The 22,807-nt window shown below is 30.9% G+C and carries 20 protein-coding genes; 11 read left to right on the top strand and 9 right to left on the bottom strand.

The genetic code is table 11. The features are described from left to right. The 4 genes from SIB45_RS08685 to SIB45_RS08670 all read left to right on the top strand — a co-directional run bounded on the left by SIB45_RS08685 (position 1) and on the right by SIB45_RS08670 (position 5,711). On the top strand, positions 1-1,704 hold the full coding sequence (locus tag SIB45_RS08685) for an AAA family ATPase (RefSeq protein WP_011863160.1): 1,704 nt from the start codon (positions 1-3) through the stop codon (positions 1,702-1,704). Between the two features lie 138 nt (positions 1,705-1,842). Beyond that, complete coding sequence (locus SIB45_RS08680; RefSeq protein WP_011863159.1) at positions 1,843-3,624, top strand: DEAD/DEAH box helicase; 1,782 nt, start codon at positions 1,843-1,845, stop codon at positions 3,622-3,624. 147 nt (positions 3,625-3,771) lie between these two features. Then, positions 3,772-3,927 (top strand): hypothetical protein, encoded by a 156-nt coding sequence (locus SIB45_RS08675; protein ID WP_225866346.1) that lies wholly within the window; start codon positions 3,772-3,774, stop codon positions 3,925-3,927. Positions 3,928-3,938: 11 nt separating this feature from the next. Continuing rightward, positions 3,939-5,711 carry an ABC transporter ATP-binding protein gene (locus tag SIB45_RS08670; protein WP_011863157.1) on the top strand — a complete coding sequence of 591 codons (1,773 nt, stop codon included), beginning with the start codon at positions 3,939-3,941 and terminating at the stop codon, positions 5,709-5,711. Positions 5,712-5,725: 14 nt separating this feature from the next. Here the strand turns inward: SIB45_RS08670 and psbP are convergent, their stop codons facing one another. Further along, a complete protein-coding gene (gene psbP, locus SIB45_RS08665; RefSeq protein ID WP_011863156.1) occupies positions 5,726-6,283 on the bottom strand; it encodes a photosystem II reaction center PsbP in 558 nt (185 codons plus the stop codon). Positions 6,284-6,386: 103 nt separating this feature from the next. Between psbP and recR the strand changes: the two genes are divergently transcribed. Both recR and lipA read left to right on the top strand, forming a co-directional pair. Further along, positions 6,387-6,986, top strand: a complete 600-nt coding sequence (gene recR / locus SIB45_RS08660) for a recombination mediator RecR (RefSeq protein WP_011863155.1) — start codon at positions 6,387-6,389, stop codon at positions 6,984-6,986. A 3-nt stretch (positions 6,987-6,989) separates the two neighbouring features. Then, the gene (lipA, locus tag SIB45_RS08655) at positions 6,990-7,889 is read left to right on the top strand and encodes a lipoyl synthase (protein ID WP_011863154.1); all 900 of its coding nucleotides are present in this window, start codon (positions 6,990-6,992) and stop codon (positions 7,887-7,889) included. On the opposite strand, the gene SIB45_RS08650 is transcribed toward lipA, so the two are convergent. From SIB45_RS08650 to lysA, 6 genes are read right to left on the bottom strand one after another with little or no spacing between them, the layout of a single operon-like run. Continuing rightward, positions 7,886-8,386 (bottom strand): hypothetical protein, encoded by a 501-nt coding sequence (locus SIB45_RS08650; RefSeq protein ID WP_011863153.1) that lies wholly within the window; start codon positions 8,384-8,386, stop codon positions 7,886-7,888. The two genes, lipA and SIB45_RS08650, sit on opposite strands and share 4 nt — an antisense overlap. Before the next feature lie 11 nt (positions 8,387-8,397). Continuing rightward, positions 8,398-9,330 (bottom strand): rhodanese-related sulfurtransferase, encoded by a 933-nt coding sequence (locus SIB45_RS08645; protein WP_011863152.1) that lies wholly within the window; start codon positions 9,328-9,330, stop codon positions 8,398-8,400. After that, a complete protein-coding gene (gene bioB / locus SIB45_RS08640; RefSeq protein ID WP_041484702.1) occupies positions 9,327-10,334 on the bottom strand; it encodes a biotin synthase BioB in 1,008 nt (335 codons plus the stop codon). The genes SIB45_RS08645 and bioB overlap by 4 nt, the downstream gene beginning before the upstream one ends. 5 nt (positions 10,335-10,339) lie before the next feature. Continuing rightward, complete coding sequence (locus tag SIB45_RS08635; protein ID WP_011863150.1) at positions 10,340-11,143, bottom strand: isoprenyl transferase; 804 nt, start codon at positions 11,141-11,143, stop codon at positions 10,340-10,342. Between the two features lie 3 nt (positions 11,144-11,146). Further along, complete coding sequence (gene cdaA, locus SIB45_RS08630; protein WP_413682124.1) at positions 11,147-12,055, bottom strand: diadenylate cyclase CdaA; 909 nt, start codon at positions 12,053-12,055, stop codon at positions 11,147-11,149. Between the two features lie 28 nt (positions 12,056-12,083). After that, positions 12,084-13,457, bottom strand: a complete 1,374-nt coding sequence (gene lysA, locus SIB45_RS08625) for a diaminopimelate decarboxylase (protein WP_011863148.1) — start codon at positions 13,455-13,457, stop codon at positions 12,084-12,086. Between the two features lie 87 nt (positions 13,458-13,544). On the opposite strand from lysA, the gene rimI reads away from it, so the two are divergent. The 4 genes from rimI (at position 13,545) to SIB45_RS08605 (ending at position 18,706) form a co-directional block, all read left to right on the top strand. Further along, positions 13,545-13,991, top strand: coding sequence for a ribosomal protein S18-alanine N-acetyltransferase (gene rimI / locus SIB45_RS08620; protein WP_011863147.1), 447 nt, complete (start codon positions 13,545-13,547; stop codon positions 13,989-13,991). 174 nt (positions 13,992-14,165) lie between these two features. Next, positions 14,166-16,691: an ATP-dependent Clp protease ATP-binding subunit gene (locus SIB45_RS08615; RefSeq protein WP_011863146.1), complete on the top strand. Its 2,526-nt coding sequence runs from the start codon at positions 14,166-14,168 to the stop codon at positions 16,689-16,691. 15 nt (positions 16,692-16,706) lie between these two features. After that, on the top strand, positions 16,707-17,798 hold the full coding sequence (locus SIB45_RS08610) for an iron-containing alcohol dehydrogenase family protein (RefSeq protein WP_011863145.1): 1,092 nt from the start codon (positions 16,707-16,709) through the stop codon (positions 17,796-17,798). Positions 17,799-17,806: 8 nt separating this feature from the next. Continuing rightward, positions 17,807-18,706 (top strand): alpha/beta fold hydrolase, encoded by a 900-nt coding sequence (locus SIB45_RS08605; protein ID WP_413682123.1) that lies wholly within the window; start codon positions 17,807-17,809, stop codon positions 18,704-18,706. 12 nt (positions 18,707-18,718) lie between these two features. Here the strand turns inward: SIB45_RS08605 and SIB45_RS08600 are convergent, their stop codons facing one another. Then, a complete protein-coding gene (locus SIB45_RS08600; protein WP_011863143.1) occupies positions 18,719-19,576 on the bottom strand; it encodes a phosphatidate cytidylyltransferase in 858 nt (285 codons plus the stop codon). Between the two features lie 9 nt (positions 19,577-19,585). Then, positions 19,586-20,983 carry an aminotransferase class I/II-fold pyridoxal phosphate-dependent enzyme gene (locus SIB45_RS08595; protein ID WP_011863142.1) on the bottom strand — a complete coding sequence of 466 codons (1,398 nt, stop codon included), beginning with the start codon at positions 20,981-20,983 and terminating at the stop codon, positions 19,586-19,588. Positions 20,984-21,047: 64 nt separating this feature from the next. Here SIB45_RS08595 and SIB45_RS08590 point away from each other — a divergent pair, with 64 nt between their 5' ends. Beyond that, the gene (locus SIB45_RS08590) at positions 21,048-22,703 is read left to right on the top strand and encodes an ABC1 kinase family protein (RefSeq protein WP_011863141.1); all 1,656 of its coding nucleotides are present in this window, start codon (positions 21,048-21,050) and stop codon (positions 22,701-22,703) included. Positions 22,704-22,807 lie beyond the last annotated feature (104 nt).

Genomic DNA, 22,807 nt, shown 5'->3' with positions numbered 1-22,807 from the left:
ATGACTAAAACTTCCACTGATATTGAAAAGTTCCAATACGATCATATATTTAATTTAATTTTAGGTATTTTCAAATTTAGTGAAAAAAAATATGGAAATTTCGTAAAAGATGTAATAAGAATTTTATTAGAGTTTGAAAAAAATGGTGAAACTATTATTGATGTTGATAATAGTTTAATAATCTTTGAATTATTAGAGGATGGCTGGCCCAATAAACATATAGATGTTTTAAAAAATTTAGGTTTGATTGGTTCCCTTGATTCTCCATTCGTATTAGTAAATAGAAAATTATCCTTATCAAAATGGTCAAAAAAGATAGAAAGAGTTATTAATTTATTTATAAAAAAAATAGATACCGATAATTTAATGAACTCAATAATTTATAAAGATGATAATAAAATTGATCAAATTAAAAATATATTTAAATATTCAAACTTAGTTTTCCTTCAAGGAGGACCAGGCACGGGTAAAACCACTTTAATAATAAAGTTAATACTAGAACTGCTTCAAATTGATAACTTTTTAAATATTGGTTTGTCTGCTCCAACTGGTAAAGCTACAGCTCGTTTAAAAGAAGCCCTTAATGATAAAAAAAATATTTCCTTTAGCAAATTTCTAGATCAGATAGAATTTCAAACTTTACATAGATGGATTTTAAATTCTAAAAATAAATCTCTTACTTTGAAATTTAAACTAAAAGAGCTTGATATTTTTATAATTGATGAAATGTCAATGGTTAATATCGATTTGATTGAATCAGTTTTAAATTTGCTAGCAAAGGATTGTAAAATTATTTTAGTTGGTGATAAAAATCAATTGTCTCCAGTAAATAACTGTTCTATATGGAATTATTTGTTTGAATATTCCGACAATAGTTCAATTAAATCTTGTGTAGTAAATTTAGAAAAAACTTATAGAAACATTGGAGATATAGCATTAATTAGTAGTTTAATATTTAATAATGATTTTTCTTTACTTAATCAAAAGATAAAAGAATTAGAAAAAGATAATAATTCAAAAGAAATTACTATTTCAAAGAGTAGAAAAAAAGATATTCCAAAAGATCTATTATTTTCGATTACAAGTCATCTAAAACAGTTAAATATTTCAACTTCAAATTTAAGTAAAAAAAAATATATATTTGATAAGTGTATTGATAATTTGTTGCTTAATGAAAAAGATTTAGTAGATAAGATATTTCTGGATTTACAAAGTCACTTAATTTTATGCGAAAAAAATTCCGGAATATGGAGTGTTGAATATTTGAATGAAATTGTTTTTGGTCAAAAAAAACCCTATGACCTTAAAACTCTTAAAGAGGGTATTCCGATCATGTGTACAAAAAATAATAATGAACTAGGATTGTCAAATGGGGATATCGGAGTACTTATAGGTTTAGAAAATAAAAGAAAATATCTTTTTAGAAAATTTAATGATAATAACGAAGAAATTGTCACATTAATTGATCCATCTAATTTAGAAAATGTTGTACCAGCAATAGCCATTACTATTCATAAATCTCAAGGAAGTGAATCTGAAAAAGTAAACATTTTGTGGTCCCAAAACTATAGAAGAAATCAATATGCTGTAAAAGAAAAAAAAGATAGTCAAAATAGCTTTTGCAGAGATAATTTTGAAAGAAGGTTATTTTATACTGCTGTTACAAGAGCGAAAAAATCTTTAAATATATATTATTTAAATTAAATTTTATTTTTGAGAAATTAGTAATATCTTAACCCCAAGATGTTAGATTAATATTTCGGCTCTGTAAGGCTAATCAACAATTTATGTCAATTTAGATATTTGTTGAATGCCTAATCAGAAGATTATTAGGCATTTAAAATGGCTTTTAAAAAAGATAGTAACTCTCTTGGTAGTGAGCAGGAAAACTCTCAGAATGACGATTCTTCTCTACTAGAGTTCAAGAACTTAGATAACAAAAAAGAAATTGAATCTCAACTATTGGAAGTATCTAAGGGAGAAGATAATGACAATGGATTTCTCGAATTTGGGTTTAATCAATCGATCTTAAACTCGTTAATAAATAAAGGATATAAAAATCCAACTCCCATCCAAAAAGCTGCAATTCCCGAACTAATGTTAGGCAGGGATTTATTAGGCCAAGCACAAACAGGAACAGGAAAGACTGCAGCTTTCGCATTACCATTAATAGAAAAACTTACAGATAATAAAGAATTAAATGCCAAGGTTTTAGTTATGACTCCTACAAGAGAATTAGCAACTCAAGTGGCAGAATCCTTTAAAAGTTATAGTTCTGAATCTAGTAATTTTAAGACGGTTGCAATATATGGAGGTACCGACTATCGAAATCAAATTTCTGCATTAAAAAGAAAAGTTGACGTAGTAGTTGGGACCCCAGGCCGAATAATGGATCATATAAGGCAGGGTACTTTTAAAATTAAAGATATAAATTGTCTTGTTTTAGATGAGGCAGATGAAATGTTAAATATGGGTTTTCTTGAAGATATTGAATGGATAATAGATCAACTTCCGGAAAATAAGCAGATGGTATTGTTTTCAGCAACAATGCCTAATGAGATAAGAAATATAGCAAAAAAATATCTAAATGATCCCGCCGAAATATTAATCAAAAGTGTCAAAAAAGAAACTCAATTAATTTCTCAAAAATTTCTATATGTTCAAAGACATCATAAGTTAGATGCTTTAAAAAGAATACTAGAACTTAATAACGAGGGAGTAATTATTTTTGTTAGGACAAAACTACTTACTACTTCAATCGCTGAAGCTTTAGAGAATTCAGGTCATACTGTGGCAGTACTTAATGGAGATATACCTCAAAATCAAAGAGAAAATACTGTAGATAGATTGAAAAAAGGATTTATTAATATTCTTGTTGCAACTGATGTCGCAGCTAGGGGATTAGATGTTGAGAGGATAAAACTTGTTGTTAATTACGATTTTCCTTTTGACAAGGAAACATATACTCATAGAATTGGAAGAACTGGAAGGGCAGGCAGATCAGGAGAAGCAATTTTATTCGTTAATCTAAGAGAAAAACATTTTCTAAGAAACTTAGAAAATTCAACAAGAACCAAGATTGAAGAAATTAATATACCAAGTAATAAAATAATAAATGAAAAAAGGATGGAGAAACTTATAGATAGTTTTAATGAGAGTTCTTTAGCTAAAGATGAAAATGAAGAAAATAAAGCTTTGATTATTGATGTACTAGATAATTTAAAAGAAAAATACTCTATGGATGACTCAAATATTGCAATGGCGGCTATTAATTTAGTAATAGGTAATAAATCATTTTTTGTTAATGACGATGATTCTTGGATTAATAAACAAAATAATACTGATCGAAATAGATCAAATAGAAATAATAATAACCGTATGAGAAATTCAAGTAGAAGAAATAATTATCAAAATGATTCTTTTGAAACCTACAAATTTAACTTTGGTAAATTTGATGGAGTTAGAGTTGCAAATATTATATCCTCAATCTGTAATTCAACTAATATAAATGGTAGATCCATAGGTAAGATACAGATTTTTAATGATTACAGTTTGGTAGATTTACCAAGAGATCTGCATAGAGAAACTAAAAATAAATTAAAAAAAATTAAAGTAAGAAACTAGTGATACAGAATGAAAGCTGGCAAATATAATTTCTTTTTTGTTGTGAATCTGATAATACTATTCAACTCCTTTAATAGTTATTATTTAGCTCAAACAAAACAAAATTCAATTATAAAATTATTTTGTCTTCAGAGTGTCAAAGAGGAGATGATGAAAGCAGAAATGGTATATAGTGAAGAAATTGCGAATGGAACTTGTGATTGTTACTACGAAGAATTTATGCAAACTGCAAGTCATCAAGATGCAAAAACAAAATGTAAATTAGAAACTAAAGAAAATTTAAATCATAATACTAAAATTTAATTATTATTTTTATGAGGTCTAAGAACAATCAAAATCCAATAATTAGACTTTATTTAAATCTGATTGAGGAAAGAAGCTTACTATTTTTTGCTTTTCTTAGTTCCATAATTAATAAAATATTAGATTTAGCTCCCCCTGTAATAATTGGTCTTGCAGTGGATATCGTTGTTAAGGAACAGAATTCATGGATTGCTGGTTTTGGAATAAAAGAAGTTCCAGCACAATTGATTTTTCTTGCATTTGCTTCAGGAATAGTTTGGTCTGGTGAATCCTCCTTTGAATATTTATATTCGATTTTATGGAGAAATTTGGCTCAGTTATCGCAACATAAATTAAGAATAAAAGCTTATGAACATATCCAGGAATTAGATATGGATTTTTTTGAAAATGATAATACTGGAAGGCTATTATCTATTTTGAATGATGATATAAATCAACTTGAGAGATTTCTAGACCAAGGGGCTAATCAGATTATTCAGTTATTTATAACTGTCTTAATAATTGGGGGCACTATGATTTTTGTCGCTCCAAAAATCGCTTTATTTGCTTTCTTTCCTATTCCAATTATATTTTTAGGATCAATTAAATTTCAAAGGAAGCTTGCTCCAAAATACAGAGATGTTAGAAATAAAGCTGGACTGTTGGCATCTAGGCTAAATAATAATCTAAGTGGAATTCTAACCATAAAAAGTTTTACTAAAGAAAAATGGGAACTAAATAGATTAAATAAAGAAAGTCTCGATTATCAAAGAAGTAATAAGGCTGCAATAAAATTATCTTCTGCTTTTATCCCTCTCATAAGATTTGCAATTTTATTTGCTTTTATAGCGATTCTATTAATTGGAGGGTTCCAAACTTGGAATAAGTCACTTGATGTAGGTACTTATAGTTTTTTAGTGTTTATTACACAAAGACTATTATGGCCTTTAACTACTTTGGGGCATGTTTTAGATGATTTTCAGAGATCTATGGCTTCAATAGATAGAGTAATTGATCTCATAGATACGCCTATAAAAATAAAAGATGGAAAAATAAAAATTGAACCTAAAGATATCAAAGGAGAAATTATTTTTAATAATGTAAATTTTAATTATCCTGGACGAGATTTAACTTTAAAAAACATAAATTTCACAATTGAAAAAAACTCAACATTAGGAATTGTTGGTTTAACAGGTTCTGGGAAAAGTACAATAATAAAACTACTACTTAGAATTTATGATAGTAATAATGGTTCAATAACCTTGGATGGGGTTTCTATTAAAGAAATAAATTTGAGGGATTTAAGAAAGTGTATCTCTTTAGTAAGTCAAGATACTTATTTATTTCATGGCAGTGTACAAGAAAATATTGCTTATGGCTCAATCAATCCAAGTCTTAAAGATATTATCAAATCTTCAAAGATTGCGGAAGCCCATGAATTTATTGAACAATTACCAGATGGTTATAAAACTATAGTGGGGGAAAGGGGCCAAAGGCTCTCAGGAGGGCAACGTCAAAGAATTGCCTTGGCGAGAGCTGTTTTAAAGGATGCTCCAATATTAATATTAGATGAAGCCACAGCTTCAGTTGATAATGAAACAGAGGCTTTAATCCAAAAATCGTTATCTAAAATCACAAAAGAAAGAACAACTATAGTAATAGCTCATAGATTAAGCACTATAAAAAATGCGGATAATATTCTAGTTATTGATAAAGGTAAAATAGTTGAAAGCGGAAAACATGAAAAACTACTAGATCAGAACAAAATATATGCTGATTTGTGGAATGTTCAAGTAGGAATCTAGTATGAATTTCTAAACTATATTAAGAAGTTAAATGATTCAATTACATTACTAAACATACTGTCAACTTTATTCCACCTTTCTTCATTTGTTCCAACAGCGAAAGTGTATAGTGTTCCTCTATCAATTACTACAGTAGCTAATTCATGTCTTGCCTGTTCATTTAAATTTAATTCATATTCTAAATCATAGAAAATATGATCGGATGTCTCCCTCTTATTGGCATTTATCAGTTTTACCTCTCTACCAGAACCTTCGGGAGCAATGACTTTATCAATTAATGTTTGACCTACTTCACTTGGGCTTCCTAATTGCTCTAATTGAACCTCTCTATTGACATCAGAAATAACTAAACTTAAGGTCTCATTACTATTTATTAAATCATGATAAATAATTTCAGGTCCTCCATCGACTTTTACTCTAGTCCATCCTGTTGGGTACAAAAAGGCATATCTACCGTCTGGACTTTGATAAGCTTCTAATCCCGCATTTAATCCGCCACTACAAGCACTCAGTGTTAAGCATAAAAAAACCAAAAATAAATATTTGAAAGGGTTAAATTTAATATTTTTCATTTTGTTTGAAATTACTAACTAAAAACATAATAAGACATTAAAAGCAAACAATTATGGCAATTCGGAATTTTGCGTCTAAATTATCTCTAGAAATAGTTTAATTTTGATTACTTATACCAAACCACTTTCAAAATTAATCGGTCATTTTGAGAAATTCCCAGGGATTGGTCCAAGAACAGCGCAACGATTAGCCCTGTTTATTTTAAAACAACCTGAAAGCACAATAAGAGAATTTTCAAAGGCTCTGTTAGAAGCACATAGTAATGTGGGTCGTTGCAAAAAATGTTTCAATTTGACTTCAGAAGATGAATGCGAAATATGTAGAAATACTGAAAGAAATCAAAAACTAATCTGTGTAGTAGCAGAAACAAAAGATTTACTTGCTTTGGAGCGCGCCAGAGAATTTAAAGGTGTTTACCATGTTATTGGTGGTTTAATATCCCCAATGGATTCTGTTGGCCCTGAACTCTTAGAAATAAGAAGCTTGGTAGAAAGAGTAAGTAAGTCTGAAATAGATGAGATCATATTGGCATTGACCCCAAGTGTTGAGGGAGATACAACAAGTCTTTATATTGGAAAATTGTTAGCTCCTTTTACTAAAGTTACGAGGATTGCATATGGGCTTCCAATGGGCAGTGAACTTGAATATGTGGATGAAGTTACACTTGCAAGGGCCTTAGAAGGTAGAACAAAACTAAATTAGACAATGAGAGAAATTAATCTAATCAAGAAAGAAAAAATCTTAAGACTTCCCTCTTGGATTAAATTTCCTATTAGTAAAGCTTCAGAATTCGAAAAAATACAAACACTCATCAAAAAATCAAATATTCATACCATTTGTGAAGAAGCAAGATGTCCAAATAGAGCAGAATGTTATGCCTCAGGAACAGCCACCTTCTTACTGGGTGGATCGATATGTTCTCGTTCATGTGCTTTTTGTCAGGTAAATAAAGGGAGACCAAGTCCTATCAATATTGATGAATGTACTCAAGTCGCTGAAGCTGTGAAAGTACTAAATTTGAAATATGTTGTTTTGACATCTGTAGCTAGAGACGATCTCCCTGATCATGGTGCAAATTTATTTATATCTACAATTGATGAGATTAGAAAAATTGATTCAACAATTAAAATTGAAGTTCTAACTCCTGATTTATGGGGTGGAGGCAAAAATCTTGATGAAACAAATAATCTTCAGACTGAGAGATTGAAGATGATTTTAGAAAAAGATCCAATATGCTTTAATCATAATCTTGAGACTGTTGAAAGACTGCAAAAAGAAGTTAGGAGGGGTGCAAATTACAAAAAATCCCTTAGTTTACTAGAAAAGTCAAAGGATATTGCTCCTCATATTCAAACTAAATCAGGCATTATGTTAGGACTTGGGGAAACATTGGATGAAATAAAAAATACAATTTATGATCTTAAAAAAATAGATTGTGATCAAATTACAATTGGCCAATATTTAAGGCCCTCATTCAATCATTTGGCAGTTAAGAAATATTGGGATCCATCAGAATTTCAATATTTATATCGTTTCTCTAAGGAATTAGGATTCAAAAAAGTATCTTCTGGCCCTTTAGTTAGAAGTAGTTATCACGCGGGTTAACTTTCTTCAATTAAAGGGAGTTTCTTTTCAAGTTTTTTCAATATGGATATACATTCGCCGTTCATAAGTGTACCTGCCCCTCCCCAAACCAATCTTAATAAAAGATCTTCTGGGCTAGAACCAACTTCTTTTACAATTTTGAATCCTATTAACTTGAAATATCTTGTAAGTTTTTTACTATAACCTTCACTATCAAAAATAGCTAAAAGTCTTACTTTGTTGCTTGATTTTTTTTCAATTGCCCAAGCCATTGTTGTTGCCCATATTAATTCCGAAACAAAGGCAGGAGCTTTACTTAGGATTCTTAATGTATCAAGTTGAATACCTTGTTTATTTAAATAAGTCCAACCTTTCATTTCGGCCCAAATCTTAATTATGTTATTTTTCTGTTCTGCTATAACGATTCTAAAAAAACATAATCCGAGAGTTTCTCTAACTTGAATTTTGATTAATAATCCAATGGCACCTGCTAATTTTTCTAATTCTTCAACCTTCATGATTTTAAAAATTATTCCTTATGGATTTTATGATTTTCCACTTTTAATCTATCGATCTGTTTTTGTCTTTCTTCAAACCTTTTCCTATCATCTTCACTGAATTGATCTATGCAGAAATGACATTGGATACCCTTTCTATATTCTTTCCTTTCTTGATCTTGAATTGAAACTGGCATTCCACATGCATGACAAATCGAATAGGAGCCCTTTTCTAATTCTTGATCTAAAGCAACTCTTTTATCAAAAACATAACATTCACCTTCAAATAAGTTTTTTTCTTTTGGTATATCATCAAGGTATTGCAGAATGCCCCCTTGTAGGTGATAGACATTTTTATAACCTTTCTTTTTCAGCAAAGTAGTAGCTTTTTCACATCTTATTCCTCCGGTACAAAACATTGCTATATTAGTAGAATCTTTATTTTCTAAATGGGTATCTAAATGATCATCTACCCACTTAGGAAATTCGCTAAAATTTTTTGTATTTGGGTTTATAGAGTTCTGAAATGTACCTATAGACACCTCATAATGATTTCTAGTATCAATGACTATTGTATTTTTATTTTTGATTAACTTATTCCAATCAGCTGAGTCAATATAGGTCCCATTATTTTCTGAAGGGTTTATTTCAGGGATTCCCATCGTAACTATTTCTTTCTTGATTTTTATTTTTAATTTTTTGAAGACTTTGTTTTTTGAAAAGTTTACTTTAATATTCAAATTTTTATTATCTGTATATGTATTAATTAAATTGATAACAATATCAATTACATTTTTCTCAGCACAAATAGTTCCATTAATGCCCTCATTAGCAAAAATAAATAAACCCGAAAGATCGTTTTCATTTTCGATTTCTATTAATTTATTTTTTAGATCAAGAATTAAGTTTTCTTGAAATGGGAAGAAAGAGTAAAGAGAAACTATTTTATAATTTTTGCCTTTCATAAAGAAGATAATGTTTTTTCACAAGTTTCAAAATCTTTGTTAAATGATACTCCAACCTCTTTAAGAAGTTTTCTGTCTGATTGAAAAGATGGATTTGAAGTTGTGAGTAACTCATCTCCATAAAAAATTGAATTTGCCCCACATTGAAAACATAATATTTGGGCTTCTTTTGTAAGCTTTTCTCTCCCTGCACTTAGTCTTATTTTACTTTCAGGCATAAGAATTCTTGCTGTAGCTATCATCCTTATCATTTCAATAGAATCAATTTCTTGAGTATCTTCTAAACCAGTGCCTTCAATAGCTACTAATGAATTTATAGGAACACTTTCAGGGTGTGGATTCATGTTTGAAAGCACTTCTAAAAGAGATGCTCTATCGCCATTAGTTTCACCCAAGCCTATTATTCCTCCACAACAAACATTTATTCCTGCATTCCTTACTCTTTTAATAGTGTCTAGTCTGTCTTGATAAGTTCTAGTGGTAATAATATTTTTATAATGCTCAGGACTAGTATCAAGATTGTGGTTATAGGCGGTCAAACCTGCATCAGCCAATCTGGAAGCTTGTTCTTCTGTAAGCATCCCAGCAGTAACGCATGCTTCCATCCCTAAATCCCTTACACCGCTAACCATCTCCAACATTGCATTAAAAGATTTCCCATCTCTAATTTCTCTCCACGCCCAACCCATACAAAACCTATCTGCACCCTCATTTTTTGCTACTTTAGCTCTTGCTAAAACTTCTTCAACTTGAAACTGTGGATGACTTTTGATTTCGCTAGCACTATAAATCGATTGGCTACAGTACGAACAATTTTCCTCACATCCACCAGTTTTTACGCTGAACAATGATGCTAATTGAATATCGTATTTGTTAAATTTCCTGTGAACGATTTGTGCTTCCCACATTAAATCAATAAGAGGCATATTAAGTATTTGCAATATCTCCTCCCTATTCCAATCGTACCTAATTTCTTTTAATAACTGATTATTCGAATTAGCCATTTTTATTAGGAAATATATTGAGAATCTGCAAAAGATTCATTTGGTAATGATTCTATACCGCCGAAACGTCTATTTCTTGATTGGTAATCAATTATTGCTTTAAGAAATTCATGCTCATTGAAATCTGGCCAAAGGACTTCAGATATATAAATTTCTGAATATGCTAATTGCCATAATAAAAAATTACTTATCCTTTTTTCACCACTTGTTCTTATTAGTAATTCTGGATCTTTAATTCCTCTTGTTAATAGCTCTGAATTAAATAATTCTTCATTAATTTCACTTGGCTTTATTTTCCCAGAAGAAGATTTTAATGCTAATTCTTTTGCAACTTTTACTATTTCTTGCCTACCTCCGTAATTAACACAAACATTGAATAAAAATTTATTGTTGTTTTTAGTAAGTGATTCTGAACTAGATATTATTTCTTTTAAATTTTTTGGGAAAGGAGTTAAATCTCCAATGAATTTTATTTTTGTTGATTCTTCATGTATTTCATCAATTTCGTTTTTTAAAACTTCGCTAAAAAGATTTATGAGAAAATCGACCTCTTTCGATGGTCTTGTCCAATTCTCTGTTGAAAAAGCATAAACAGTAATTACCTTACAACCTAATTTTTTTGCAGCTTTGAGAATTTTTTTTAAAACACTAACTCCCTGTTTATGTCCAAATGATCGGGGTAAACCTTTTCTAGTCGCCCATCTCCCATTGCCGTCCATAATTATTGCTACATGCTTGGGCAATTTTTGCTTATCTATTTTCATTAATAAGTCAGTAATTTTATCGTCTATTACTTTTTCTAAACTCATTAGTTAATCCTTTTTGTTAGTAAAAATTTCTGATTTTTCTGACTCTTTTTTATTAATTTCACTGATTATATTATCACTCGAGTCTGTCTTTTGAGACGAAACATTTTTACTTAAAGATGCTTTATTTGCTCCCATAGAGTTTTGATTGCCAATCAATTTTGAGAGAAGTTCTTGTAACCTGCTGCTGGTTATTGGCCTCTCGAGTTTGCCTTGGTTTGCTAATGATAACGTACCTGTTTCTTCAGAAACAACAATACAAATACATCTGTCAAATCTTTCTGTAATTCCTAATGCTGCTAAATGTCTTGTGCCATATCTACTTATTCCTTGTCTTGAAAGAGGAAGTATTACGCCAGCAGAAATTATTTTATTTCCTTTCACAAGAACTGCTCCATCATGTAAAGGCGTATCTGTAGCAAAAAGATTTATTAAAAGGTCAGTTGATAATTGTGCTTCAATATTGGTGCCTGAATATAAAAAATCTTCAGGTCTTAAATCACTCCCCAAATCTACAACGATTAAAGCACCTCTTCTATTTTGAGAGAGTTTACCTGCAGTATCAACTAACTGAGTAATGGTAGTTGAAGTTGTTCTAAATTCCTTTGGTGGATTCCCAAGTAATACAGCCAGCCTCCCAGTACCTAATAATTCCATTAATCTTCTTAACTCTCCTTGCCAAAGGATCGCTAATGAGAGAGAGCAAGCGAGGACTACAGCATCAATTAATTTTGATGTTAGTGGTAAGTATGCATATCTTTGAATAAACCATGCGGATGATACTAAAAACAAATATCCTCTTAGGAGCCATAATGTCCGTTGTTCTTTTACTCTAGAGAATAATAATAGTCCGAAACCAACAGCAAATAAGACATCTAATAAAAGCTTTAAATTTATAATCCCCCAGAAATTCACACTAAAAACAAAATTAATTTAAATGTACCTAATTTTGTTTGATAAAGCGATCAGGTAATACGTCGTATTTTAAAAGATCCAATGGGCTTTCTCTTTTTTGAATAATTTCTGCCTCTCCATCTTTAACTAAGAGAGTAGCTGGTCTTGGAATTCTGTTGTAGTTAGAACTCATTGAATTATTATATGCACCAGTACCAAAAACACATATAAGATCTCCCGTCTTACACTCTGCTAGTTCAATTTCTTTAAACAATACATCTCCCGATTCGCAGTGCTTACCAGCAATAGTATATTTATTTTTGGAATTAATATTAAATGGATTACTCACTAAACATGCAGAATAATTTGATTGATATGTAATTGGTCTTGGATTATCACTCATACCACCATCCACAGATAAATATGTTCTGATACCAGGAATTTCTTTAAAAGCCCCAATTTTGTAAATGGTTATACCTGCTGTAGAAACAATAGATCTACCAGGTTCGCACATTAAAGTGGGAAAATCTAAGTTGTTTTTTTTACAAGCTTCAACAACGGAAGAAGAAATTGTTTTTACCCATTCATCAATTGAAGGGGGATCGTCACTTTCTGTATACCTGATACCTAAACCCCCGCCAACATTAAGTTCCTCAACATTATGACCAAATTTTTTAGCTTCTAAGATAACCTTTACCATTATTTCTCCCAGATCCTTATGAGGGTCCAGTTCAAAAATCTGGGAACCAATATGAGCATGTAAACCTTTTAATTTTAGATGCTTTGTATTGCTGATTCTGTTAAATAAAATATTTAAATATTCTATTCCGAAACCAAATTTGCTATCAAATGATCCAGTTCTAATATATTCATGTGTATGGCATTCTATCCCAGGAGTAAAGCGAATCATTATTTCAAGATCATGATTAAATGCATTTGAGATCTCATCTAATCTTTCTAAGTCGTAATCATTATCAACAATAACCTTAATATTATTTCTAACTGCGAATTCTAATTCTTTGTCCGATTTGTTATTACCGTGAAAAACAATTTTCTCATTTGGAACCCCACCTTTAATAGCAGTTAATAGTTCTCCTTCTGAAACAGCATCAAGTCCTAAACCTTCCGAAGAAACAAGACTACTCATAAAAATGGAACTATTTGCTTTTGAAGCATATATGGGCAAGGATTTTCCTGGGTAGTATTTTTCTAATGCTTTTTTGTACGCCTTACAAGAATTTCTTAATGTGATTTCATCTAAAATGTAAAGAGGAGAATCATATTTTTTAACTAGTTCTTCAATAGAACACCCACCAACTGATAATTTCCCATCACTATCAATGGATGTGGTAATAGGAATAATATTTCTGTTAGGACTTTCCAAGTCAATTTTTTGTTTTAAAAAAGATTGTTTTTCTTCCATGGGAGAACGTTAAGTAAAGCTTTGCTAAAACTGTCATATTTTATAATGACTTTAGATTTGAACTTTCTATTTATAAATACATAATAAATGATATCTATTAAACAAATGCATAAGAAAGATATTGATTTATGTTATGAATTGGATTCAAATACGATTTCGCTATGGAGTAAAGAACAATGGGCTAATGAATTCAAAAAAGATGGTACAAAAATATTTGGGTTATTAATTAAAAATTTAGTCATTGGGATATGTGTTTTTCAAGTTGTTCTTGATGAAGCTCAAATAAATTATTTTGTTGTAAATAAGAAATTTAGAAAAAAGGGATTTGGATCTTATCTTATGGGCTATTTAATTAAAAAATGTGAAAAATTAAATTTGAAGAATTTACTATTGGAGGTTTCTCAGAGCAATGTTACTGCTGAAAGATTTTATAGTCGCTTTGATTTTTCTACTGTTGGGATCAGAAAAAATTATTATAAAGATGGTTCAAATGCACTTTTAAAAGAAAAAAAAATTAACAACAAAATAATGTAAAAAATTAAATGTTCGGATAACCAGAATCCTTGAAATTACTATAATTTCTTGCTATATCACTAAAAAAGTTCAATTTAATTTGATAAATTATACTTTTGGGTATTCACAAAAGCTCATTCTGAACACAAAATTGACATATTACTGGTAGGTTATTAATAGGAATTTAATCTTCTAATGTTCGAAAGATTTACAGAAAAGGCTATAAAAGTCATTATGCTTGCTCAAGAGGAAGCTCGAAGACTTGGTCATAATTTTGTTGGAACTGAACAAATTCTTTTGGGGTTAATTGGAGAAGGAACTGGGGTAGCAGCAAAAGTACTTAAATCACTTGGAGTCAATTTAAAAGATTCAAGGATAGAGGTGGAAAAGATAATTGGTAGAGGTTCAGGATTTGTAGCTGTAGAAATACCTTTTACTCCCAGAGCTAAAAGAGTTTTGGAACTATCTTTGGAAGAGGCTCGTCAACTTGGCCACAATTACATTGGTACAGAACATTTATTGTTAGGTTTAATAAGAGAAGGTGAAGGTGTGGCTGCAAGAGTTCTTGAAAATCTTAATATTGACCTCACAAAAGTTAGAACTCAAGTTATAAGGATGCTTGGTGAAACCGCCGAAGTTGGCACCGGGGGTAGCTCAAACAAGGGCAACTTAAAAACTGCTACCCTTGATGAATTCGGAACAAATTTAACAAAATTAGCAAGTGAATCAAAATTAGATCCAGTCGTTGGTCGCCATTCAGAAATAGATCGTGTCGTTCAAATACTAGGTAGGAGGACAAAAAATAATCCTGTTCTTATTGGGGAGCCAGGTGTAGGTAAAACAGCTATCGCAGAAGGTTTAGCTCAAAGAATACAAACTGGCGATATTCCAGACATACTTGAAGATAAAAGAGTTTTGACCCTTGATATAGGTCTTTTGGTAGCAGGAACAAAATATAGAGGTGAATTTGAAGAAAGGTTAAAAAAAATTATGGAAGAAATTAAATCAGCGGGTAACGTCATTCTTGTCATAGATGAAGTGCATACTTTAATTGGTGCTGGAGCTGCTGAAGGAGCTATAGATGCAGCAAATATACTTAAGCCAGCATTAGCTAGAGGGGAACTTCAATGTATTGGAGCAACAACTCTAGACGAATATAGAAAACATATTGAAAGAGATGCTGCTTTAGAAAGAAGATTCCAGCCTGTAATGGTTGGGGAACCATCCATAGAAGATACAATCGAAATTTTAAAAGGTCTCAGAGAGCGTTACGAACAACATCATCGACTAAAAATTACTGATGATGCCCTAGAGGCCGCCGCTCATTTAGGTGATCGTTACATATCTGATAGGTTTTTACCTGATAAGGCTATTGACCTTATCGATGAGGCTGGAAGTAGGGTGCGTTTAATAAACTCTAAACTTCCGCCTGAAGCAAAACAAATAGATAGAGAATTAAGACAAATCCAAAAACAGAAGGAAGAATCTGTAAGAGACCAAAATTTTGATCAGGCTGGGCAATTACGCGAAAAAGAGATGGAATTGTCTGCAAAAATTAAAGAGGTTTTGGATAATAAGAAAGAATCTACAGCTGTAGATCAAACTGATCCTGATAATTCTGCAAAAAGTGATTCTAAACTTTTACAAAGTCCTCTTGTCAGTGAAGAGGATGTAGCTCATATTGTGGCTTCATGGACAGGTGTTCCTGTTCAAAAATTAACAGAAACAGAATCAGTCAAGCTTCTCAATATGGAGGAAACACTTCACCAAAGACTGATTGGACAAGATGAAGCTGTAAAGGCTGTGTCAAGAGCTATAAGAAGAGCAAGAGTTGGATTAAAAAATCCTAATAGACCCATAGCAAGTTTTATCTTTTCTGGACCTACTGGTGTTGGTAAAACTGAATTGACTAAATCATTGGCTTCATATTTCTTCGGTAGTGAAGAAGCAATGATCAGATTAGATATGTCAGAATTCATGGAAAGACATACAGTTAGTAAACTTATAGGCTCTCCTCCTGGCTATGTTGGTTTTAATGAAGGTGGTCAGCTTACTGAAGCTGTTAGAAGACGCCCTTACACCGTTGTTTTATTTGATGAAGTTGAAAAGGCGCATCCAGATGTTTTTAACTTATTATTGCAACTACTTGAAGACGGAAGATTAACTGACTCCAAAGGGAGAACTGTAGATTTTAAAAATACATTATTAATAATGACCTCTAATATCGGTTCAAAAGTTATCGAAAAAGGTGGTGGTGGACTAGGTTTTGAATTCTCAGGTGATTCAGTTGAAGATAGCCAATATAATAGAATTAAATCACTAGTTAATGAAGAACTTAAGCAATACTTTAGGCCTGAATTTTTAAATAGACTTGATGAAATAATTGTATTTAGACAATTAACTAAAAATGAAGTTAAAGAAATTGCTGAAATAATGTTGCAAGAAGTTTTTATCCGACTACAAGATAAAGGTATTAAATTAAATGTCACCGATGCTTTTAAAGAAAGACTTGTTGAAGAAGGTTACAATCCTTCATACGGAGCGAGACCTTTAAGAAGGGCAGTTATGCGTTTACTAGAAGATAGTTTGGCTGAAGAAGTTCTTTCTGGAAGAATTAAAGACGGAGATAATGCTTTAGTTGATATAGATGATAATAAAAAAGTTACTATAAATATTTCTTCTGAAGAATCTTCTCAAGAGCTAGCAGGTGCTAACTTCTAATTATTCAAAGTAAATATGCAGTCTATCTCTCCAGAAACAATATACAGGGGAAATTCTGCTTGGGAAAAATCTTTACCTCAGATTACTAAATTAACTAAAAGACCATTAATTCTAGGTAGAGGGTTTCAAACGAATAATTTGAGAAATAATATTTTTAATGATTTAAAAAGTCAAAAATTAACTGTAAATTCTGCTAATTTGCAATTTGATTGTTGTTACGAAGATATTTCAAGAGTTAAGAACATTATCTCAAATAATAATAATGATTCTGTTATCGCAGCTGGAGGTGGCAAAGTTCTAGACTCTGGAAAATATATAGCCGAGTCTCTTAATATCCCTTGTATTACAGTTCCGCTTAGCGCCTCTACATGTGCTGGTTGGACTGCCTTATCGAATATTTATACAAAGGATGGTCAATTTATAAAAGATGTCGCATTAGGATCTTGTCCGAAAATACTAGTTTTTGATCATAAGTTTATTCAAACAGCTCCATCAAGAACACTTGCAAGTGGCATAGCAGATGCCTTGGCAAAATGGTATGAATCCTCAATAACAAGTTCAAAAATAGACGACGGTCTTGTTCAACAAGCAATTCAGATATCAAGAGTTTTAAGAGATCAACTTTTAATAGATGGAGGAAAAGCATTTAAGGGTCAATTTGAAAATAATATATCTTGGCAAAATACTGTTGAAGCATGTGGACTTACAGCAGGATTAGTTGGCGGTATTGGTGGAGAAAAATGTAGGACAGCAGCAGCACACGCTTTTCATAATGCAATTACTCAGATAATCACCCCTAATAAATTCTTACATGGTGAGATTGTTGGGGTTGGATTATTATTGCAATTAAGACTAGAAGAAATGAAAAATAATAATAAATTAGCTGATCAATCAATTAAACAATTATTTGTACTCATGGAAGAATTGAATTTACCAACTACTATCGGACAACTTGGCATAAATGTTTTTGAAAATAATAATTTAGAAAAAATTGCTGATTTTACTTGTCGAGATAAATCTGAGATTCACTTTTTGCCTTTTGAAATTAGTAAAGGGGAAATAATAGAAGTTATTACAAATTTTGAAAAACAAAAAATTAAAACATAAATATTTTTTTGACTAAAAACAATTTTGAACAATTAAGTGATGTAAATATAGAATTTTTTGAAAGTGCCAAATTGTCACTACTAGACCTCTTAGGTCTTTATTTGGCAAATGATGTTGAGTGGATAAAATTTAACCAAAACTGGAACTCCTTAAAATTCCCAGTAGTTATGGGAGGAAAAGGTCAACCTATACTTCTTCTACATGGCTTTGATAGTAGTTTTTTAGAATTCAGAAGAATATATAAATCACTAAAAAGAAATTTTCAAGTTATCGTTCCTGATCTGCTGGGTTTTGGTTTTAGTCCCAGGTGCGCAACAAATGAATATAATTCCTCGAAAATAATTGCGCATTTAATTGATCTCCTTAAGACCTTAAACATAACAAAGAATCTAAAAATTATTGGTGCCTCTATGGGAGGCTCAACAGCTTTAAAACTTGCTTATGAAATTCCTGATTCTATTGATAAAATTATCCTTTTGTCCCCCGCCGGATTGTTTGGAGACCCTAAGAGTATTCCTTTCCCTTTTAACCAAATTGGCGCCTCATTTCTTGGATTGCCTCAGGTCAGAAAAAGTCTTTGTAGGCAAGCATTTGCTTTCCCAAATGAATGCGTTGGTAAGATGGAAGAGCAAATTGCTTCAATTCATTTAGGTTGTAAAGGATGGAGAAATTCACTCGCATCATTTGCAAAAAGTGGTGGTTTTGCAGGCACTCAAAAATATATCCAAAATATCCCAATCAAAACATTATGTGGAGAAAATGATCGAATTCTTGGAAAAAAAGAGCTTATAAAAATAGGAAATATTGAAAAATTAAATTTTGTAGGGTTACAAAATTGTGGTCATCTTCCACATATAGATCTTCCATCATTATCTAGCAAAATTATCAAAGATTATTTTTTGGAATAAAATTTTTCTTAATTAATTTAGATATTTGAGAATTATAAAAAAGTAATACAAAACAGATGGAGTAAAGATGTAACTGTCAATTCTGTCAAGAATCCCTCCATGTCCCGGTAAAAAAGTTCCGGAATCTTTTATTTTTGCATCTCTCTTCATCATAGATTCTATTAAATCTCCAACTAATGCCATAAGAGAAATTGAAATTCCATAAATTATTCCAACAATTAATGGATTTTCCCAATTCATTAAAAATGCGAAAAATATTGCTAGTAAAATTGAACAGGATATTCCTCCAATTAAACCTTCTATAGTTTTGCTCGGAGATATTGGAGATAGAGATGTTTTACCAAATGACTTCCCAATGAAATAAGAACCAATATCACTAGCTACAATTAAAAAACAAGAAGTTAAAGTTAAATGAAGACCTGTGGTATTTGATAAGTTCTCAAACGACATAATACTCTGATTTGAACTTATTATCACTGAATCTAATCCCCTCAACTTAATCCAGTAACTAGGTAAAAAACCTAAATAGAATAATCCAAAAATAGATGCTGCAATATCTGAAATTGTCCCAGATTTTGGTTGCAAAAGTAACCAAGTGCATATCCCAACTGAACAGATTGGCAAAATTGAATTTGAAATTTCTCCTTCAAGCACACCAATGGTCTCAAGATAAGTAGAAACTATAATAATAAACGACGAAAATAATGTGGTTTTTGTAGCTGGTCTTATTCCTTTAAATTCTGCCATTCTAAAAAATTCTAATAATGCTAAATATGTAAGCAACGCAGTTGCCAAGGTAAAAAACCATCCCCCCAACAAAACAACAATTAAACCAAAAATTCCTATTAGTAATCCGCTTTTAAATCTCATATGAAATTGCTATGTTTCTAAGACCTTTATATTAAAATTTACCAGATCTTTGTTGCATAAACTTTGATTATTTATCCAATTAAACCTATCTATGTCCACTTTTTCGCCAGGAACTAGTAGAGGAATCCCAGGAGGATAAGGGCAAATAATATCTCCAGATATTTTATTTAATGATTGTGAGAAAGGAATACTCCGAGTCTTACTTCTCCAAGCAATTCCAATTTCGATTTCGGGTGCTTGAACTAATTTAAAGGGCGATTTGATCACTTCTAAACTTTTTGATTTTCTGGAATTTAATAGTAACTTTTTCCATAACTTTTCAAATAAATTAAGAAAATCTTTTTGATTTCCAAATCCTAAGCAAAAAGTGAGAGTCATCATTTCTGGTAATTCAGCGATAAGGCCATTTCTATAAAAAAATTTATCAGCAGTAAAACCATCAATTCCAGCCTTAGAGGTATTCACTACAATTTTTAATGGGTCTTGAGTTTCTATGAGAGGAATATTTTTTTGAATTAATTTTTTGTAAATACTTTTTGCCTCTAAAATTCTTTTTTGATATTTTGATAAAGTTTTTTTATTAAGCCAGTCCCTTATAGACTCTTCACAAGAAGAAAGTAATAATGAACTTGGACTAGTAGTTTGCAACAAATTAATACTTTTGATCAAATTACCTTCATTTATTAGATTCCCTTTGTACCAAAGTATCGCCGTTTGAGTTAATCCATTGAGAGACTTATGCAATGAATTAACCACTAAATCAGCGTTTGATGATAAGGCAGGTTTTGGTAAATTAAGATTTTCACAAAAAAGGAAATAAGAACCATGGGCTTCATCAACTAAAACAGGTAAATTTTTCTGATGACAACAATCTATTAAAGGTTCTAAATCTCCGGCATATCCTTGATAAGAGGGATTTACAAGAATCACCCCTGCAATTTTATTCTCATCAAAATTTAATTTTTTAAATACATTTTCCAACCAAATTTTTGTAATTGGTTTGTAATGCCCTGTTCTGGTTGAGAATTCTAGGTCAAAAAATATTGGATTTATATTCTGCATCGCACAGATTTTTATAACACTTATGTGAACATTTCTAGGCATCAGGATATTTTCGCCTGGATTTGCCATTGCAATTACTGCAGATTGTATTAATCCGGAAGCTCCATTAACTCCAAAAAAACATCCTTTGGCCCCAAATTTGTCAGAGAATTCTCTTTGAGATTTAGCAATCAATCCGCTTTGGGATAGTGGTGATCCTATCTCTGGTAGTTCAGGCAAGTCCCAATACCCAGGTGGATTTTTTAATAACCTCACTAATTTCTTTGGTAGAGCCGCCCCTCTGTTGTGAGCGGGAAAGAATAAAGACTTTAAAAACTTTTTAGTTAGAAAAGATGAAATGCTCATAAAGTATTATCTACATATATAGAATGAATTACGTGGTAATCTTTTTTGATATTTTTTAACTTTGATGAAAAAATCTTATTCCAAATATTCAGCAAAAGATGATTTACTTTGGTTGATTTTGAGACCATGGATTTTTATACCAAGAGTTTTATATATCCTTTTAACTTTTATTTTTCTTTTTTTGAGAATACTTTCTCAAGGTAACAGTAAAAATAAAAATGTACAAAAAAATCTCTCGAAATATCTTTTTGATGTAATAACAGACTTAGGTCCATGTTTTATCAAATTAGGTCAGGCACTCTCAACTAGGCCAGATCTTGTTAGACAAGATTGGCTTACAGAACTTACAAACTTACAAGATAATCTCCCAGCATTTGATCACAAAATTGCTTTAAAAATTATTGAAGATGAACTTGGATCACCTGCTAATGAATTATTTCAAGAGTTTCCAGATAGTCCTATTGCTTCTGCAAGTTTAGGTCAAGTTTATAAAGCAAAAATAAATGACTCTTATTTAGCTGTGAAAGTACAGAGGCCAAATTTATATTTTCTTATAAGAAGGGATATTGTAATTTTAAGGTTTTTAGGAACTTTTTTATCCCCAATTTTACCATTAAATATAGGTGTTGGAATTGGGGAAATAATAGATGAGTTTGGTAAGGCACTTTTTGATGAAATTGACTATCAAAAAGAGGCCGAAAATGCTTTGAAGTTTGCAAATTTATTCAAAGAAAACCCGAATATTTTTATTCCTAAATTAGAACAACAGTTTTCATCTAAAAGGATTATCACAACCTCTTGGATTGATGGAGTTAAGTTAAAAGATCGAGCCTTATTGGAGGAAAATAACTTAATACCTGCTTCATTTATAAAAACTTGTGTTATCAGTGGTCTCCAGCAATTATTTGAATTTGGATATTTTCATGCAGACCCACATCCAGGAAATATGTTTGCTCTTAAAGGAGGAAATGCAGATTGTGGAAATTTGGCTTATGTTGATTTCGGAATGATGGATAATATTTCTAATTCAGATAGACTTACTCTTATTAAAGCAATTGTTCACATAATAAACGAAGAATATTTTCTTTTGGCAGAAGATTTCCAGAAATTAGGTTTCTTAACCAAAGAACAAGATCTTAACCAACTTGTAGAACCATTAAAAGAAGTTCTTGGTGGATCCCTAAGCGCTGAGGTTGGTAATTTTAATCTTAAAAATGTAACTGATAAATTTTCAAAACTTATGTATTCCTATCCTTTCAGGGTTCCCAGTAGGTTTGCCTTAATAATAAGAGCCGTTGTTAGTCAAGAAGGTTTAGCACTAAGACTAGATCCTGAATTTAAAATTTTAAAAATAGCTTATCCATATATTGCTAAAAAACTACTTACCGATAATTCTGAGGAGATTTTAGAAATCCTTTTAGAAGTCGTTTTTGATAAAAAAGGTCAAATTCAAATAGAAAAAGTTGAAAGTTTATTAAATATTTTATTTAAAGATTCAGAAAATATTAATTCAGATCTTATACCAGTAGCTAACGCTGGATTGAAATTATTTGTCAGTAAGAAAGGATCCGAAGTTCGAAAGAATCTTCTTTTAAGCCTTATAAAAGATGAAAAATTAGAATTTACTGATGCTAAAAAACTCTTCAGTTTAATTAGAGATACTTTTAGCCCTTTAAATATTGCAAAAAGTGCAGTTCAAAATTTTATTTCTACAGTTTAGTTTTTATATTTATATGCAATGAATTTACTTATGATTTTAATTAGATTAGAATCAATAGAGAATGTGGTTTTTAAAAAAAATTGAGTAGAAAAAGGATTAATTAG

It is taken from the genome of Prochlorococcus sp. MIT 1304, assembly GCF_047305015.1.
In the GTDB taxonomy this organism is placed as follows: Bacteria; Cyanobacteriota; Cyanobacteriia; order PCC-6307; family Cyanobiaceae; genus Prochlorococcus_A; species Prochlorococcus_A marinus_E.
The sequence above is the reverse complement of the archived record's forward strand: the minus strand, read 5'-3'. Positions and strand labels throughout refer to the sequence as shown.